General features: G+C 45.7%; 10 protein-coding genes. 8 read left to right on the top strand and 2 right to left on the bottom strand.

What is annotated here, in order from left to right; all coding sequences use genetic code 11:
* Nucleotides 1–126 precede the first annotated feature (126 nt).
* The gene (gene pbpC / locus FAM09_RS27925; RefSeq protein WP_136580462.1) at nt 127–2,514 is read left to right on the top strand and encodes a penicillin-binding protein 1C; all 2,388 of its coding nucleotides are present in this window, start codon (nt 127–129) and stop codon (nt 2,512–2,514) included.
* A gap of 164 nt (nt 2,515–2,678) precedes the next feature.
* Here pbpC and FAM09_RS27920 read toward each other — a convergent pair whose 3' ends face one another.
* Complete coding sequence (locus FAM09_RS27920; RefSeq protein ID WP_136580461.1) at nt 2,679–3,395, bottom strand: head GIN domain-containing protein; 717 nt, start codon at nt 3,393–3,395, stop codon at nt 2,679–2,681.
* Between the two features lie 289 nt (nt 3,396–3,684).
* Here FAM09_RS27920 and guaA point away from each other — a divergent pair, with 289 nt between their 5' ends.
* From guaA to FAM09_RS27885, 7 genes are all read left to right on the top strand, one after another.
* Nucleotides 3,685–5,217 (top strand): glutamine-hydrolyzing GMP synthase, encoded by a 1,533-nt coding sequence (gene guaA, locus FAM09_RS27915; protein WP_136580460.1) that lies wholly within the window; start codon nt 3,685–3,687, stop codon nt 5,215–5,217.
* Between the two features lie 122 nt (nt 5,218–5,339).
* Nucleotides 5,340–6,554, top strand: a complete 1,215-nt coding sequence (locus FAM09_RS27910) for a type 1 periplasmic-binding domain-containing protein (RefSeq protein ID WP_136580459.1) — start codon at nt 5,340–5,342, stop codon at nt 6,552–6,554.
* Between the two features lie 265 nt (nt 6,555–6,819).
* Nucleotides 6,820–7,842 carry a ligase-associated DNA damage response exonuclease gene (locus FAM09_RS27905; protein ID WP_136580458.1) on the top strand — a complete coding sequence of 341 codons (1,023 nt, stop codon included), beginning with the start codon at nt 6,820–6,822 and terminating at the stop codon, nt 7,840–7,842.
* Between the two features lie 53 nt (nt 7,843–7,895).
* Nucleotides 7,896–9,521 (top strand): ATP-dependent DNA ligase, encoded by a 1,626-nt coding sequence (locus tag FAM09_RS27900; protein WP_136580457.1) that lies wholly within the window; start codon nt 7,896–7,898, stop codon nt 9,519–9,521.
* Between the two features lie 58 nt (nt 9,522–9,579).
* Entirely contained in the window at nt 9,580–10,401 is an 822-nt protein-coding gene (locus FAM09_RS27895; RefSeq protein WP_166437288.1) for a sigma factor-like helix-turn-helix DNA-binding protein, read from the top strand.
* A 51-nt stretch (nt 10,402–10,452) separates the two neighbouring features.
* Nucleotides 10,453–11,058, top strand: a complete 606-nt coding sequence (locus tag FAM09_RS27890) for an FMN-dependent NADH-azoreductase (RefSeq protein ID WP_136580455.1) — start codon at nt 10,453–10,455, stop codon at nt 11,056–11,058.
* Nucleotides 11,059–11,124: 66 nt separating this feature from the next.
* Entirely contained in the window at nt 11,125–12,507 is a 1,383-nt protein-coding gene (locus FAM09_RS27885; RefSeq protein ID WP_136580454.1) for a c-type cytochrome, read from the top strand.
* Nucleotides 12,508–12,790: 283 nt separating this feature from the next.
* Here the strand turns inward: FAM09_RS27885 and FAM09_RS27880 are convergent, their stop codons facing one another.
* Nucleotides 12,791–14,395: a T9SS type A sorting domain-containing protein gene (locus tag FAM09_RS27880; protein WP_166437287.1), complete on the bottom strand. Its 1,605-nt coding sequence runs from the start codon at nt 14,393–14,395 to the stop codon at nt 12,791–12,793.
* Nucleotides 14,396–14,787 lie beyond the last annotated feature (392 nt).

Genomic DNA, 14,787 nt, shown 5'->3' with positions numbered 1-14,787 from the left:
GAAATTAGCGAGGAAACTAAGGAGGAAGGCTTGACAAAGCCATAGAATTGAAATTGTACCCGAAAGTTACAATCAAATTATTCACCCCACTTGTTAATTTGTTATTAAAGTAAAGCAAGTAGAATTATGCGCACAACAGCGCAATGGCGCGATAGAATAAACAATTGGAGCAAGCGTATTGCTACCTGGAGCCGCAGCAAACCCGCTATCGTAAAAACAATCAAATACGGCAAACGCCTGTTGATTGGCTTTGCATCGCTAGGTGTTATCTTTTTATTACTTACCTGGGTCTTCCCGCTGCCCGACAGCATTGAATATTCTACTATTATAACCGACAGCAAAGGTGAAGTGGTGCATGCGTACCTCACAAAGGACGAAAAATGGCGCATGAAGACCGAGTTGGAAGAGATCTCGCCTTTATTGCGTAAAACCATTGTTGAAAAAGAAGACAGGTATTTTTACTCGCACCCCGGCGTTAATGCATTGGCCATTGTGCGCGCATTTGCAAAAAATATCTTCCGCAGGAAACGCACGTCCGGCGCTTCTACCATAACCATGCAGGTGGCGCGGGCGCTGGAACCGAAGCGCAGAACGTACTTTAATAAAATGGTTGAAATGTTCCGCGCATTGCAACTGGAATGGAAGTACAGTAAGAACGAGATCCTGCAATTGTATTTAAACCTTGTGCCGTATGGCGGCAATATTGAAGGTGTGAAATCGGCTTCTATTCTCTACTTCAAAAAAAATCCCGATCACTTGTCCCTCGCCGAGATCACCGCCCTCTCCATAATACCCAATCGCCCTTCCACGCTGATAATGGGAAAGCACAACGACCGCATTGTGAAGGAGCGCAACCGGTGGCTGCAACAATTTGCCAATGACAAGATCTTTACGCAGAAAGAAATTGCCGATGCGCTCAGCGAACCGTTGACCGCTACCCGAGGTACCATTCCACAACTGATCCCGCACCTGGCCAGGAAACTGAAACAACAGGGCGGCGATATTATTAAGACCAATATTGAACTGAATACCCAGTTAAAAACCGAAAAACTGGTGGCAGATTACGTTCGCATTCTCACCCTGAAAAATATCCGAAATGCAGCGGTGATCATTATCGATAACCAAACGCATAATGTAATTACCTATGTAGGTTCCGCCAACTTTAATGATACCATCGATGGCGGGCAGGTGAACGGCGCCAATGCCATTCGTCAGCCGGGCAGTACATTAAAACCATTGCTGTATGGGCTTTGCATTGACGAAGGTTTGATGACGCCCAAAGCGATCATCAGTGATGTAGCCGTGAATTATAACGGCTATGCACCCGAGAATTACGACAAACAGTTTAATGGGTACGTTACGATGGAATATGCATTGGAACATTCTTTAAATATTCCCGCCGTAAAAGGATTGCAATTGCTGGGCAAAGATCCGTTCATTCAAAAACTGGCTGAATGCAATTTCCAACAGATCAAAAAAGACCAGCGCAAACTGGGATTATCATTGATATTGGGCGGTTGTGGCGCCACCCTGGAAGAATTAACCGGGCTGTATTCTATATTTTCCAATAACGGCCAATACGTGCCGCCTAAATTAACGCAGGGCGCCCATCAGTCAATCAAAGGAGAAAAGATCTTAACGCCGGCCGCCACGTTCATGATCAACGAGATCTTATCAAAAGTGAACCGGCCCGATTTTCCGTTGAACTGGTCAAGCACGGAACACATGCCCAAGATCGCCTGGAAGACCGGTACCTCCTATGGCCGCCGGGATGCCTGGAGCATTGGGTACAATAGAAAATATACCGTAGGAATCTGGACGGGCAATTTCTCCGCCCTTGGTATTCCCGAATTAAGCGGCGCCAATATTGCCACGCCCCTGCTGTTCAAAATTTTCAATACCATCGATTACGACAGCGATGAGCAATGGTTCAGTCAGCCGAAAGACTGCGACATTCGCATGGTATGTTCAGAAACCGGTTCACCACCCGGAGAACATTGCCAGAACACGGTGACCGATTATTTCATTCCACTCATTTCATCTACCCAGTTTTGCAACAACATGCAGGAAGTAGCGCTGTCGGCCGATGAAAAGATCTCCTATTGTAAAACCTGTATGCCAGCCAGCGGGTATAAAAAGAAATGGTTCCGCACCGTATTGCCCGAGATGCAACACTACTTTGAAGACCGGCACATAATGTATGAAAAAATGCCGCCGCATAACCCCGCCTGTGAACGGGTGTTCAAAGATGGCGGGCCACAAATCACTTCGCCGCACAATGGATCAGAATATTTCATCAGCAAAAAGAAACCCGAACCATTGCAGCTTTCGTGCAATGTGGGAAACGATGTACATAAAGTGTATTGGTATATCAATAACCAGTTCTACAAATCGGGCGAAGCGCACAACCGCCAGTTCTTTATACCGGAAGAAGGACCGGTAAAGATCTCCTGCACCGATGATAAAGGCCGGAACCGGGATATCTGGATAAGGGTGAAGTATATTGATCTGTAGGCATTGAATTGGTTAGTCCCAATATTTTGGGATTGCTTGATGGCTGAATTGCTTGATGGCTGATCCAAGAATAGTTAGCTTTATGAGTATTCGCATGAAAACCGAATATCACAAGCCCAGCCATCTAGCTATCAAACAATTTAACCATCATTCACACCAACCTCTTAATCCAATTTCTTTACGCCGCCGCTTCCTGCAATATGGCTGTTCACTTCGCCGCCACCTTTATAACGAACATCGCCGCTGCCGGCCACATTTACGTTAAGCTTTACGCTGCTGTAAACATCTGCATTACCGCTACCAACAATTTCAATGGTAGTTTCTTCCGCCTTTAAGTCCATGGCCCTGATGTCGCCACTGCCAACCACTTTACCGGTGAACGATTTGGTATCGCCGGTAAGGCTCATATCACCGCTGCCGCGTAATTCGGCTTTTACTTCAGGCGCATCAACATCAGCTTTGATATCTGCACTACCATTCACTTCAATTTCAATCCGGGAAGCATCGCTTATTTTGGATTGGGTAACAATATTTCCCGAACCATTGGAAATTATTTTATTAAGCGCCGGTGCGCTTACATATATTTTAATATCTTTTTCCGGGCTTAGCCAGTATCCGTTTTTAGTACGCAACTTTAATACGTCGCCCTCCACGTAGGATTGAATATAAGGCAGCAGGTTTTCTTCGGCCTCAATTTTTACCGAATAAGAACCGGATGATACATATACATCAAACGAACCGGATGATACAATCCCTTTGAAATTATTCTGACCGCGGTCTTCCGTTCTCACATTGCCATTACCACGAATACGTCTGCCGCCAAAACCACAGGAAGAAATTATAATGATGCCCAAAAGCGCCAAGACTTGCCATTTTTTCATATTTACAGGTTTAGCATGATTAAGTCCTACAAATTAACCGGTTTTTATATCATTTGACGCGCAATGGGAAAAAATGTTACAGTAAACGGTTGACGAATAGTGGATTAATTTAATGAAAAGGCAATGAGGGAAAGCCTCAAGCTTCAAGCCCCAAGCTGTAAGCAAAGGCAAAGAGGCATAAAGGCATTGAGGGAAAACTTTTTTTGGCTGTATTCGCGTGCGTGCAGCAGTATTGCTTGCAGCTTTAAGCTTGTGGCTTGTAGCTGTATTTTCTTACCTTCGCACCACCATGACGGAAAAGATTCTTATTCTCGATTTCGGCAGTCAGTATACCCAATTGATTGCCAGGGCCGTCCGGGAGGCCAACGTGTATTGCGAAATAATTCCCTATCACAAAAAAGTTGAAATAGATCCTTCACTGAAAGGCATTATCCTGTCGGGTTCGCCCTTTTCAGTAAACGATCCCAAGGCCCCGGAAGTAGATGTAAAAGCCCTGCACCAGCAACTGCCCGTACTGGGTGTTTGCTACGGCGCCCAGTTAACGGCCAAACAATTTGGCGGACAAGTAGCTAAAAGTAACAAACGCGAATACGGTCGTGCCCTCATGCACAAGCAAACCGACGACGTGCTGTTGAAAGATGTGATGGACCAGTCGCAGGTTTGGATGAGCCATAGCGATTCGGTTCTGCAGATGCCCGACGGCTTCAATGTACTGGCTACTACCGACAGCATTCCCTTTGCCGCTTTTAAAAAGAACGGCGAAGCCAATCCCCTGTACTGCGTACAGTTCCACCCCGAAGTATACCACTCGGTGGAAGGGAAAAAAATTATCAGGAATTTCCTCGTAAATATTTGCGGCTGCCAGCAAAGCTGGACCCCCGCTCACTTTATCACCGATACGGTTGATGCGCTGAAAAAACAGATCGGCGACCGTAAAGTGATCATGGCCTTAAGCGGAGGTGTTGATTCTACCGTTGCCGCCACTTTAATTCATAAAGCCATCGGCAATAACCTGTATGGCATTTTTGTTGACAACGGCGTGCTGCGAAAAAATGAGTTTGAACAGGTGCTCGATACCTATAAGACCATTGGACTGAATGTAAAAGGCGTAAATGCAAAACAATTGTTTTACGATGAGCTGAAAGGTAAAACCGACCCCGAAGCAAAACGCAAAACCATTGGCCGTTTGTTCATCGAAGTATTTCAACAGGAAGCCAAAGCGTTTGAAGGTGTTGAAATGCTCGGGCAAGGCACTATTTACCCCGATGTGATCGAAAGCGTTTCGGTACATGGCCCTTCGGTAACTATTAAATCGCACCACAACGTAGGCGGTTTACCCGATATCATGCACCTGGAACTGGTAGAACCTTTGCGCTTCTTATTTAAAGATGAAGTACGCCGCGTTGGTCGTGAATTGGGCATCCCCGGCGAACTGTTGAACCGCCATCCATTCCCCGGACCCGGCCTGGCCATTCGTATTTTGGGAGAAATTACCCCCGACAAAGTTCAATTGCTGCAGGAAGCCGATCACCGGTATGTACAGGGATTGAAAGAACATAATTTATACGACCAGGTTTGGCAGGCAGGCGCCATTCTGCTGCCAGTGAAAAGTGTAGGCGTTATGGGCGACGAAAGAACGTATGAATACACCGTAGCTTTACGAGCAGTAACCTCCGTAGATGGCATGACCGCCGACTGGGCCCACCTGCCCTACGAATTTTTGGCACATATTTCGACTGATATCATCAATAACGTTAGAGGCATAAACCGGGTGGTTTACGACATCAGCAGCAAGCCGCCTGCAACGATAGAATGGGAGTAAACGTCTAATCAGTTACCGGTTACCAGTTCCCGGGACCCGGAAACCGGTAACCGGTAACAATGAATTTCGTGAGGTATGAATTTACTAGCGACTTTTCAACAGTTTGTACATAAAGCATTCCTATGACGAAAAAATGGTTCGTATTATTACTTTCTTGTCTTGCCTTGGGGCCGGTATCGCCTGTATTTGCTCAAATAACACCAACGACGCAAACAACATCATTTGCGCAAACAGATACTTCCCGTCAACAAATTGCGATTTTTACACCATTGTATCTTGATACGGCCTTCGACATGGCCGGCAATTACCGGTTCGACGCTAAAACCTTTCCCAAACAAGCCAGCCAGGGGCTGGAATTTTGGGAAGGCGCTGAACTGGCTATCGATTCTTTGAAGAAAGAAGGCATTAAAATGGATATTCATGTATATGATACCAAAATGCCTACCCAGCGAATAGACTCCCTGCTGGCAAGTGAAGCATTCAAATCAACCGATCTTATTATTGGACAGGTAACGGCTACGGAAGCGGTTAAATTCGCCAATATAGCCGCTGCAATGGACGTTCCCTTCATCAATGTAAATATGCCGAGCGATGCAGGTATTCAGAATAACCCGCATTATGTAATTCTGAGCTCTACCCTGCTCACACATTGCGTTGGCATTTACCGGTTCCTGCAAAAGAATTATTCTTTACAGGAGATCATTGTATTCAGGAAGAAAGGCGTGCAGGAAGACCGTGTGCGGAATTACTTTACCGAGTTTGAAAAAACCACAGCGGTGAAGTTGAAATTGAAATACGTAACGCTGGAAAATAATTTCACGCAGGATCAGCTTGAATTATATCTCAACGACGAAAAGCCCAACATTTGCCTGGCTGGCAGCCTCGATCCCCTCTTCGCCCAAACACTTTGCCAGCAACTGGCATTGTTAAGTAAAGCAAACAGTCCCAATGTAGTGGTAGGTATGCCTACCTGGGACCAGATCGATTTTGAAAAATCGCAGTACAAAAACCTGGAGATAATTTACAGCACACCATTCTATATAGCGCCTACCGGCAAACTGGCGGCTTCTGTGCTTGAAAACTTCAAATCAACCTACTATTCCCGTCCATCGGATATGGTTTTCCGTGGTTACGAAACATTGTACCACTTCGCCCATCTATTGAAATTGTATGGGAAGAACGTGGGGTCGAGCCTGAGTGATAAGAAGTACATGCTTTTTAGCGAATTCGATATTCAACCAGTCATTAATAGAACAACCATGACCCACGACTACTACGAAAACAAAAAACTTTACTTTGTCAAGAAAGTAGATGGGGTGGTGAAGACAGTTTATTAAAAGGCATAAAGGCAACGAGGCAAAAAGGCAACAAGGCAACAAGGCATAAAGAAAACAGTCTAAAGCAATTAATACAGGCCGTGCTGGGTAAACCCTGGCACGGCTTTTTGTTTTGGTATTAGTGGTAACCGGCAACTGTATTTTGTTTTCCCGGTAACCGGAAACAGGTAACTGGTAACTGTATTTTGTTTTCCCGGTAACTGGTAACTGGCAACTGTATTTTGTTTTCCCTGCAACTTGTAACCTGTAACCTGAAACAGTCTTTATGCCACTGATCTCATTCACAGATAAAGGCCTTTATTGTGAACCAGGCAGGTTCTACATAGATCCCTGGCAACCGGTTCACAAAGCAGTGATCACGCATGCCCATAGCGATCATGCCCGCGGCGGCAGCCAGGCATACCTGTGCCATCGCGATACCTTACCATTATTGCAATTGCGGTTAGGACCAAACAACTACCAGGCAGTAGCATGGAATGAAAAAATTTTGCTGAACGAAGTAACGGTATCACTGCATCCTGCCGGACATATCATTGGTTCATCACAAATTCGGGTGGAATACAAAGGCGAAGTATGGGTAGTAAGCGGCGATTATAAAACAGAGTTCGATGGCATCAGCGGCCAGTTTGAACCCATTCCCTGCCATACGTTCATTTCAGAATCTACATTCGGACTTCCCATCTATAACTGGAAACCTCAAGAGGAAATTTACCGCGACATACAGAACTGGATCCGCAACAATGAAGTTGCTAATAAAACCTCGGTGTTGATTGGTTACAGTTTGGGTAAAGCGCAACGACTGTTAAAAGCAGTAGAAGAAGTAACAGGCAATGTTTACGTACACGGTGCTATCTGGAATGTACATGAAACATTATTACAGGCAGGTTGGAAGTTACCGGCTGTGCAACGCATTACGCCTGAAACACCCAAAGAAGCATTTAAAGGCAGTGTAGTAATTGCACCACCCTCAGCAGATGGCAGTCCGTGGATGCGCCGTTTTGCGCCTTACAGTGTTGGCATTTGTAGTGGCTGGATGCAGGTGCGCGGCAATCAGCGACGCAGAAATGCCGATGCCGGTTTTGCGCTAAGCGATCATTCCGATTGGAATGGTTTACTGCAAACAGTAAAAGCCTCCGGTGCACAAAAGGTATATATAACGCACGGGTTTCAATCTGTGTTTAGTAGATACCTAAATGAACTGGGTATTGATGCGAAGGAAGTGAAGACGGAGTTTGGTATGGAAGATGAGGAAACACAATTTGAAAATGACAACAATTTGAAAATTTGAAAATGAGATTATTTCCCATTTTCAAATTAACACATCTTCAAATTTTCAAATTAATGAGAACGTTTGCACAACTCATATACAATTTAAGTGGCAGCACAAAAACCAATGATAAGCTTGATGCCTTATCAACATATTTCGCGCATGCCGACGAAAAAGACAAAGTGTGGGTGATTGCCCTCTTCAGCGGACGCCGGCCACGCCGTACCGTTAGTGGTACCCAATTGGCCGTGTGGTGTACAGAGCTGGTTAATTTACCCATCTGGTTGTTCCAGGAATGCTATCATACCGTAGGCGATCTGTCGGAAACCATTGCGCTGCTGATACCTGAAAAAAAGGGACCTCACTCCTCTCCGCCAGTTGGCGGAGAAGGCCGGAAGGGGGCCGCGCTTCATTACTATGTTGAGAAATTCCAGCAACTGGAAAAAGCACCGGAAGCAGAGAAGAAACAATTTATTCTGCAATCATGGCAGGAACTAAGCAGTCGTGAACGGTTTGTATTCAACAAATTGCTCTCAGGCACCTTTCGCGTTGGCGTTTCGCAAAAATTAATGGTGAACGCATTGGCCCGAACGGTGCAACTGGAACCCAATATCATCGCCCACCGCATCAGTGGCAACTGGGATCCCGCCACTACTTCATTTGAGCAGTTGCTAAGCGAGCAATCAGCACAAACAGATCATTCCAAACCCTACCCTTTCTACCTGGCGTATGCGCTGGAAGGCGCATTGCAGGAGCTTGGCGACCCGGCCGACTGGCAGGCTGAATGGAAATGGGACGGCATACGCGGACAGGTGATCAAAAGAAATGACCAGTTGTTTGTCTGGAGTCGCGGCGAAGACCTCATCACGGAAAAATTTCCGGAGTTCGAAATTCTGCGAAGTAAATTGCCCAATGGCGTAGTGATAGATGGTGAGATATTGCCGTACAAAGATGGGCAGGTACTGAATTTTAATGTGCTGCAAACCCGCATCGGGCGAAAGAATGTTACCAAAAAACATTTGCAGGAAGCGCCCGCCGGTTTATTTGCATATGATCTGCTGGAATTGAATGGCGAAGACATTCGCTCCATGGCCTTATCGGAACGCAGAGCGGCGTTAGAAAAATTAATTATTTCCCTGCAATTGTCATGGCTGCAACTATCCCCCATTGTTACCTTCAGCAACTGGGATGAATTAACAACCATTCGCGAACAAAGTCGCAGCATCAACAGTGAAGGGATCATGTTAAAAAGAAAGTCGTCGGCCTACCTCGTTGGTCGGCGCAGAGGCGACTGGTGGAAATGGAAGATCGACCCGCTCACCATCGATGCGGTGATGGTGTATGCCCAAAAAGGCGCCGGCCGCCGCAGCAACCTGTATACCGATTACACCTTTGCCGTAAGGGATGGCGACAAACTGGTTCCGTTTACCAAAGCCTATTCAGGGTTAACCGATAAAGAGTTTGCGCAGGTAGATTCGTTTGTAAAAAGAAATTCGCTCGAAAAGTTTGGTCCGGTGAGAACCGTAAAGCCCGAACTGGTATTTGAAATAGCCTTCGAAGGCATAGCCGCCAGCAACCGGCACAAATCGGGCGTCGCCCTCCGTTTTCCCCGTATCAGCCGCTGGCGCACCGATAAGCCACCAGAAGAAATAAACACATTGGAAGATTTGAAGAGAATGCTTGAATTATATGGGAAATAACATTCCCCCTTTCCTGTCACATCCCTGCCGGCAAAGTTGTCTTAACCTGAAAAGAGAGATGGATTCGCTTTACAAGAAACTATTAACCTATTCATATAATATAGTAGGTTCGTACGAAGATGCGAAGGACCTGGTGCAGGACGCCCTGGAAAAATATGTGGGCGTGGATGAGTCAACCGTTCTGAACAAGGAAAACTATTTAACCAGATCGGTGATCAATCATTCCCTCAATTTTAAAAAACAGATCTGCCGCCAGTCGAAATACGGCGTTTGGTTGCCGGAACCGGTACCAACAGAAACACCAGACGCAGGATTAATAAAAGAGAACGTTGCCAGGTACTCGTTGCTGGTATTGATGGAAAAGCTCACACCCAGAGAACGGGCGGTATTTATTCTGAAAGAAGCGTTCGATTATTCCCATGAAGAAATTGCCGGGTTGCTGAATATTTCAACATACAACTCCCGTAAACTATTATCCCGTTCTAAAAAAGCATTGCACCAACCAGCCATGCGGCATGCCATTCATAACAGAAAAATTGTTGCATCATATATCGAGGCCATTACCAGCGGCAATGTGAAGGAACTGGAAAAGCTATTGACCGAAGATGTGAAAGTATATGCCGATGGCGGTAGCAAGGTAAAGGTCATTGGCGAATCGGTAACAGGGCGAACAGCCACTGTACAACTATTGCTCCTGGTGTACAATCAGTATCAGTCGAACTACACATGCCGCATACATTTTTTCAACCACGAACCTGCCGTTTGCTTTTTCGACAAACATAAAATGGTTATTTGCCAGATCCTGCATATACGTGAAAACAAGGTGGCCGGCCTGTATGCCATATTGGATGTTGCCAAGCTGCCCCTCATTACCCGGTAAAATAACTGTCACCTGTGCGTTGAGGTAATTGTCTTAAGTAATAAAACTTCTATGAAGACATTATTAAGGATCGACGCCAGTATCAGAAAAGCCCATTCATACAGCCGGGAGCTGGCAGATTATTTTCAAAACCAATGGCAGATCAGGTATCCTGACAGCCAGATCATTTATCGCGACCTGGCCGCCGAGCCCGTTCCGCATCTCAATCAACAGTTAACTGAAGCTTTTTTTATGAACCCTGCTCCGCCAGATGTACTGGCGCTTTCCGATACACTGTTGAATGAACTGCAGGCGGCAGATGCCCTGCTCATAAGCAGTCCCTTGTACAATTTGTCGCTGCCATCAACGCTGAAGTCCTACATCGATCATATTGTAAGAATACACAAAACATTTACGTATGCAGAAGGCGGTGCATTCAGGGGATTGTTAAACGGAAAAGAAGCATTTATTATTCATGCGAAAGGCGGTTTGTACAGAAGCCTTCAACTGGAGCAACTGGATTTCCAGGAAGGATATTTACGAACAATACTGAATTTTATTGGCATTGAAAAAGTGACCGTATTTCCGCTGGAAGGCACCAGGAACGAAGCGTATGCCATAAAGGCCATGGAAGAGATCAGGCATGCGATTATGGCATGCTTTCAAACAAACCTATAATTTTAACATGCAACCGGGTAAGCCGCCAAATTTGAATTTCGTAAATTTGAGATACAATTCCTGCGCATGAAAAAATGGATGGTACTCGCTCTCATTGTGATCAGTGGTGTGGCCTTTACCGGTGTGTTAACCAATGGCGAATATGAACCCGTTCCTATTCCGCCAAGCGTGCAACGCACAGGCGGCAATGCCCAAAAAGGATATGAGTACCTCACAACCGGCGATTATGTAAAAGGTGGTATTCCCTTCAACATTTTCGTCATGGGCATGGGCAAAAACAAAACCAACTACCTCAACCGCACCGGAAAAAATGCCGACATTTCCCACGAATACACAACGGTTACCTCACCCAATGGCGAGGCGCTGGTAGCCCCCAACTGCCTGCAATGCCACGCCCAGGTATTCGACAATCAGCTTGTGATGGGACTGGGCAACACGTTTATTGATTTTACCAATAATGAAAAGCTGAACCTTAAGAACCTGAGAGCGGTTGAAAACATGCTTAAGCTCACAGCGCCGAATAAATACAAAGCAGCCAAACCATTTATTGATGTTGCCAAAACGATCAGTCCATTCCTCATCGCAGAGATAAGAGGTGTAAACTCCGCCGATCGCCTGGCGGCCGTACTGGTAGCGCATCGCGACCCGATAACATTTAAATGGAACCCGGAGGCCCAACTGGAAATACCCGAAGGTGTTATTCCATCGGATGTACCACCATGGTGGTTGCTGAAGAAAAAGAATGCAATGTTCTATAATGGGTTTGGCCGGGGTGACTTTGGGCGATTCTTAATGGCTTCCAACCTGCTTACAGTAAACGACACCGCCGAATCGCACGAAGTAGACACACACATGCCCGATCTGCTGGCGTATATCTATTCGCTGGAACCGCCTAAATATCCCGGCACTATCAATCAATCTCTGGCTAAAGAAGGTGAAACCATCTTTAATAAGAGTTGTTCCAATTGCCACGGTACGTATGGCGCAACAGAAAGATACCCCAACCTGTTGATACCGGAATCCATTATTCAAACCGATTCCTTTTTATACAAGAGCAATTATAGCAGTCCGCAGTTTGTAAACTGGTTCAACCAAAGTTGGTTCACTACAGGCGACCACCCTGCCCGACTGGAACCATTTATGGGTTACATAGCGCCACCGCTCGATGGTATCTGGGTAACGGCTCCTTTCCTGCATAACGGATCAGTACCAACGCTGGAAGCGTTGATCAACAGCGATCTTCGCCCCAAATACTGGAGCCGCGATTTCGACAAACCTGAATACGATTATGAAAAGCTTGGCTGGAAATACACTAAAGAAGAAAAACCCGGCGGCAAAAACATTTACAATTCCGACCTGCCCGGTTATGGCAACTACGGCCATACGTTTGGGGATAAGTTAACGGAAAAGGAACGCAAAGCGGTGATTGAGTACCTTAAGACCCTTTAGTACTTAAGATTAATGTTGTGCCCTGAAGCTTTAGTGAATGCGGGGTGCATACCGCTTCAAGCTGCACGCTGCAAGCAATCAATAGAAGCCAAATACTAAAAACCGGCCTTGCTTCGCTGAAACTACGAGAAGGAGCAACAAACGCGAGAGAGCAATTACAGGCCATTTGAAATTAATGAAGCGTGCTTAAAATTCGCGAGTTTATTCACCACTCTCCATTCACCCAAAAAAGCAAACCCCGCAGAAGCGGGGCCTGATGTGCAAAAATAACCCTCGTGTAACATCATTTAATCAGTTTCTCGAACGTAGTATGTTCGCCTGCTTTTATTTGCAACAGGTAGGTACCGGGCAACAGCGCCCTCAAACTACTCATGGCTATGGTATTTCTGCCTGCCAGCCCGTGCTGTTGAAGCTTTCTTATCAATCGACCGCCAGCATCGTACAGCGCGATCTGGATCATTCCGGCTTTCTCCAGTTGCATACTAATTTGCAGGTTTTCGGCAAAAGGATTGGGGAACACTTCGGTTGTTGCCAATAATGCATTCCCTGTTTTCACTACCACCATATTACTGTAATACACTTTTCCATCAATAGCTGTTTCGCGAATCCGGTAAAAAACGGTTCCTGTAACAGCAGGAGAATGCGTATACCCGTATGGGGTAGCCTGGTTATTATCGCCAGTGGCCATCAATTCACCGGCTGCGGTAAACGACTGCGCATTCTGGCTATATTCAATGGTAAAGGAGCGAACGTTTGACTGCGCATAGGCAGTCCAGTTTAATTGAACCTGATTATGTTGATAAACAGCCTGCAGTGAAGACAATTTTACTGGCAACACAGTACAGGCATCCGGATTATCCATGGTTGGGGTGTAAGTAACAGTATCACCAGCTACCAGGCCGCCATTTACGTTCAGGTTACTGGTAGTGCCCGAAATACTTTGATTAACGGTCAATTGCTGAGCGCCGCCGCCATATCCCGAAATAGAATTGTTATTGGTTATTCCACCGGAAACATACAAACTGCCATTTCCCTGTACCTGGGCGTTGTTATTTAAACCGTTCACACGCAACTGTGCATTGCTGTTATTTAGAAGAAACCTGTTGCTGTTGATCGTAAATGTTCCACCAACTGTAAACAAACCCTCATTGCGCATACCCGGCGAACTGTTAACGCTGTTCGAAAAGGTCATCTCGCCCAGGTTAATAATGGAATCACCGCTATTGATATTATTATTACCGCCTCTGAAAACGGCTATATGCTGATTGTAGATCAAACCCGATGAATTCATATCGCCGGCAACTGTCAATCTTCCCCGGTTATTAATAGTTGTACCGCTGTTGGTATTCAGCCCCTGTGCAAAATTCAATATTCCACTATTCAATATCACTGCATTGTTGCCCATGTTGGTACCCTGATCAAAGGTCATAGTGCCACAAGCAGTGTTCGACACCGTAAGCGCACTGTTCTGGTTCCAGTTGCCTGCCCAGGTAAAGCTGCCGCTATTGGTAATAGCCGCACCGTTACTGATCGAAATATTATTTATTACCACCATTCCGCTATTTGTAAGACTGGCGGAAAAACTATTTGCCGTGCTCGGCGCAAACCTTCCGCCCGCTTCTATTTGTATGGCAGATCCCTGATTGGTTGAAAGATTACCAGTATAATCACCACCATTTATGACGACCATGGTAGCACCATTATTTAACTGAATGGATCCGCTAAATGCAGTGGTGATACATGCAGTTTGGCCGTTGGTAATTGTTCCGCCAGTATTAATAATACTGCCGGCAGGGCATTGGGCTGTTACTGCCCGGGTGGAACATACCACCCAATAGACCACCAATAACCAGCGGCTATTGGCCGGAGTACGGAAATTCATTTTCATGTGGGTCGGGGGTTGGGGTTTGCGCATAGGAATTATCTAAACGCAGGCCAGATTACAAAAAGATTGCATCTGTGCGCCATAACATCTACATCTTAATGCGTAAATACCTGTATCAATTACACTTATAACCATTTATAAATTTTAATGAAATACCCCTACTGCTATTATGAAAACATATAGTAATGCGTATTTGCTTCCATTTACCGGAAAAATTTTCCAAAATAGGGAAAGATATAGGCCCGGTTGTTCGATGGTTACCCCTTTAGCTCGGGCTCCAGAACATCTGCAAGCCTAACAATCAAGCAATCAATCCATCAATCGAAAATTCACTAAATTACCCCACAAAGGAAAAGGCATGTCTGAAACTCATCGTTGTGTTTGTCTCATGCCCT

The sequence above is a fragment of the Niastella caeni genome (assembly GCF_004834005.1).
Lineage (GTDB): Bacteria > Bacteroidota > Bacteroidia > Chitinophagales > Chitinophagaceae > Niastella > Niastella caeni.
Note: the sequence above shows the minus strand (reverse complement) of the source record. Positions and strands in the feature narration are given on the sequence as shown.

Excerpts from the sequence above, each read along its gene's own strand:
- FAM09_RS27895 (WP_166437288.1), top strand. The coding sequence starts at position 9,580 with ATGGATTCGCTTTACAAGAAACTATTAACCTATTCATATAATATAGTA.
- FAM09_RS27885 (WP_136580454.1), top strand. The coding sequence starts at position 11,125 with ATGAAAAAATGGATGGTACTCGCTCTCATTGTGATCAGTGGTGTGGCC.
- FAM09_RS27920 (WP_136580461.1), bottom strand. The coding sequence starts at position 3,395 with ATGAAAAAATGGCAAGTCTTGGCGCTTTTGGGCATCATTATAATTTCT.
- FAM09_RS27910 (WP_136580459.1), top strand. The coding sequence starts at position 5,340 with ATGACGAAAAAATGGTTCGTATTATTACTTTCTTGTCTTGCCTTGGGG.
- FAM09_RS27890 (WP_136580455.1), top strand. The coding sequence starts at position 10,453 with ATGAAGACATTATTAAGGATCGACGCCAGTATCAGAAAAGCCCATTCA.
- FAM09_RS27905 (WP_136580458.1), top strand. The coding sequence starts at position 6,820 with ATGCCACTGATCTCATTCACAGATAAAGGCCTTTATTGTGAACCAGGC.
- guaA (WP_136580460.1), top strand. The coding sequence starts at position 3,685 with ATGACGGAAAAGATTCTTATTCTCGATTTCGGCAGTCAGTATACCCAA.
- pbpC (WP_136580462.1), top strand. The coding sequence starts at position 127 with ATGCGCACAACAGCGCAATGGCGCGATAGAATAAACAATTGGAGCAAG.
- FAM09_RS27880 (WP_166437287.1), bottom strand. The coding sequence starts at position 14,395 with ATGAAAATGAATTTCCGTACTCCGGCCAATAGCCGCTGGTTATTGGTG.
- FAM09_RS27900 (WP_136580457.1), top strand. The coding sequence starts at position 7,896 with ATGAGAACGTTTGCACAACTCATATACAATTTAAGTGGCAGCACAAAA.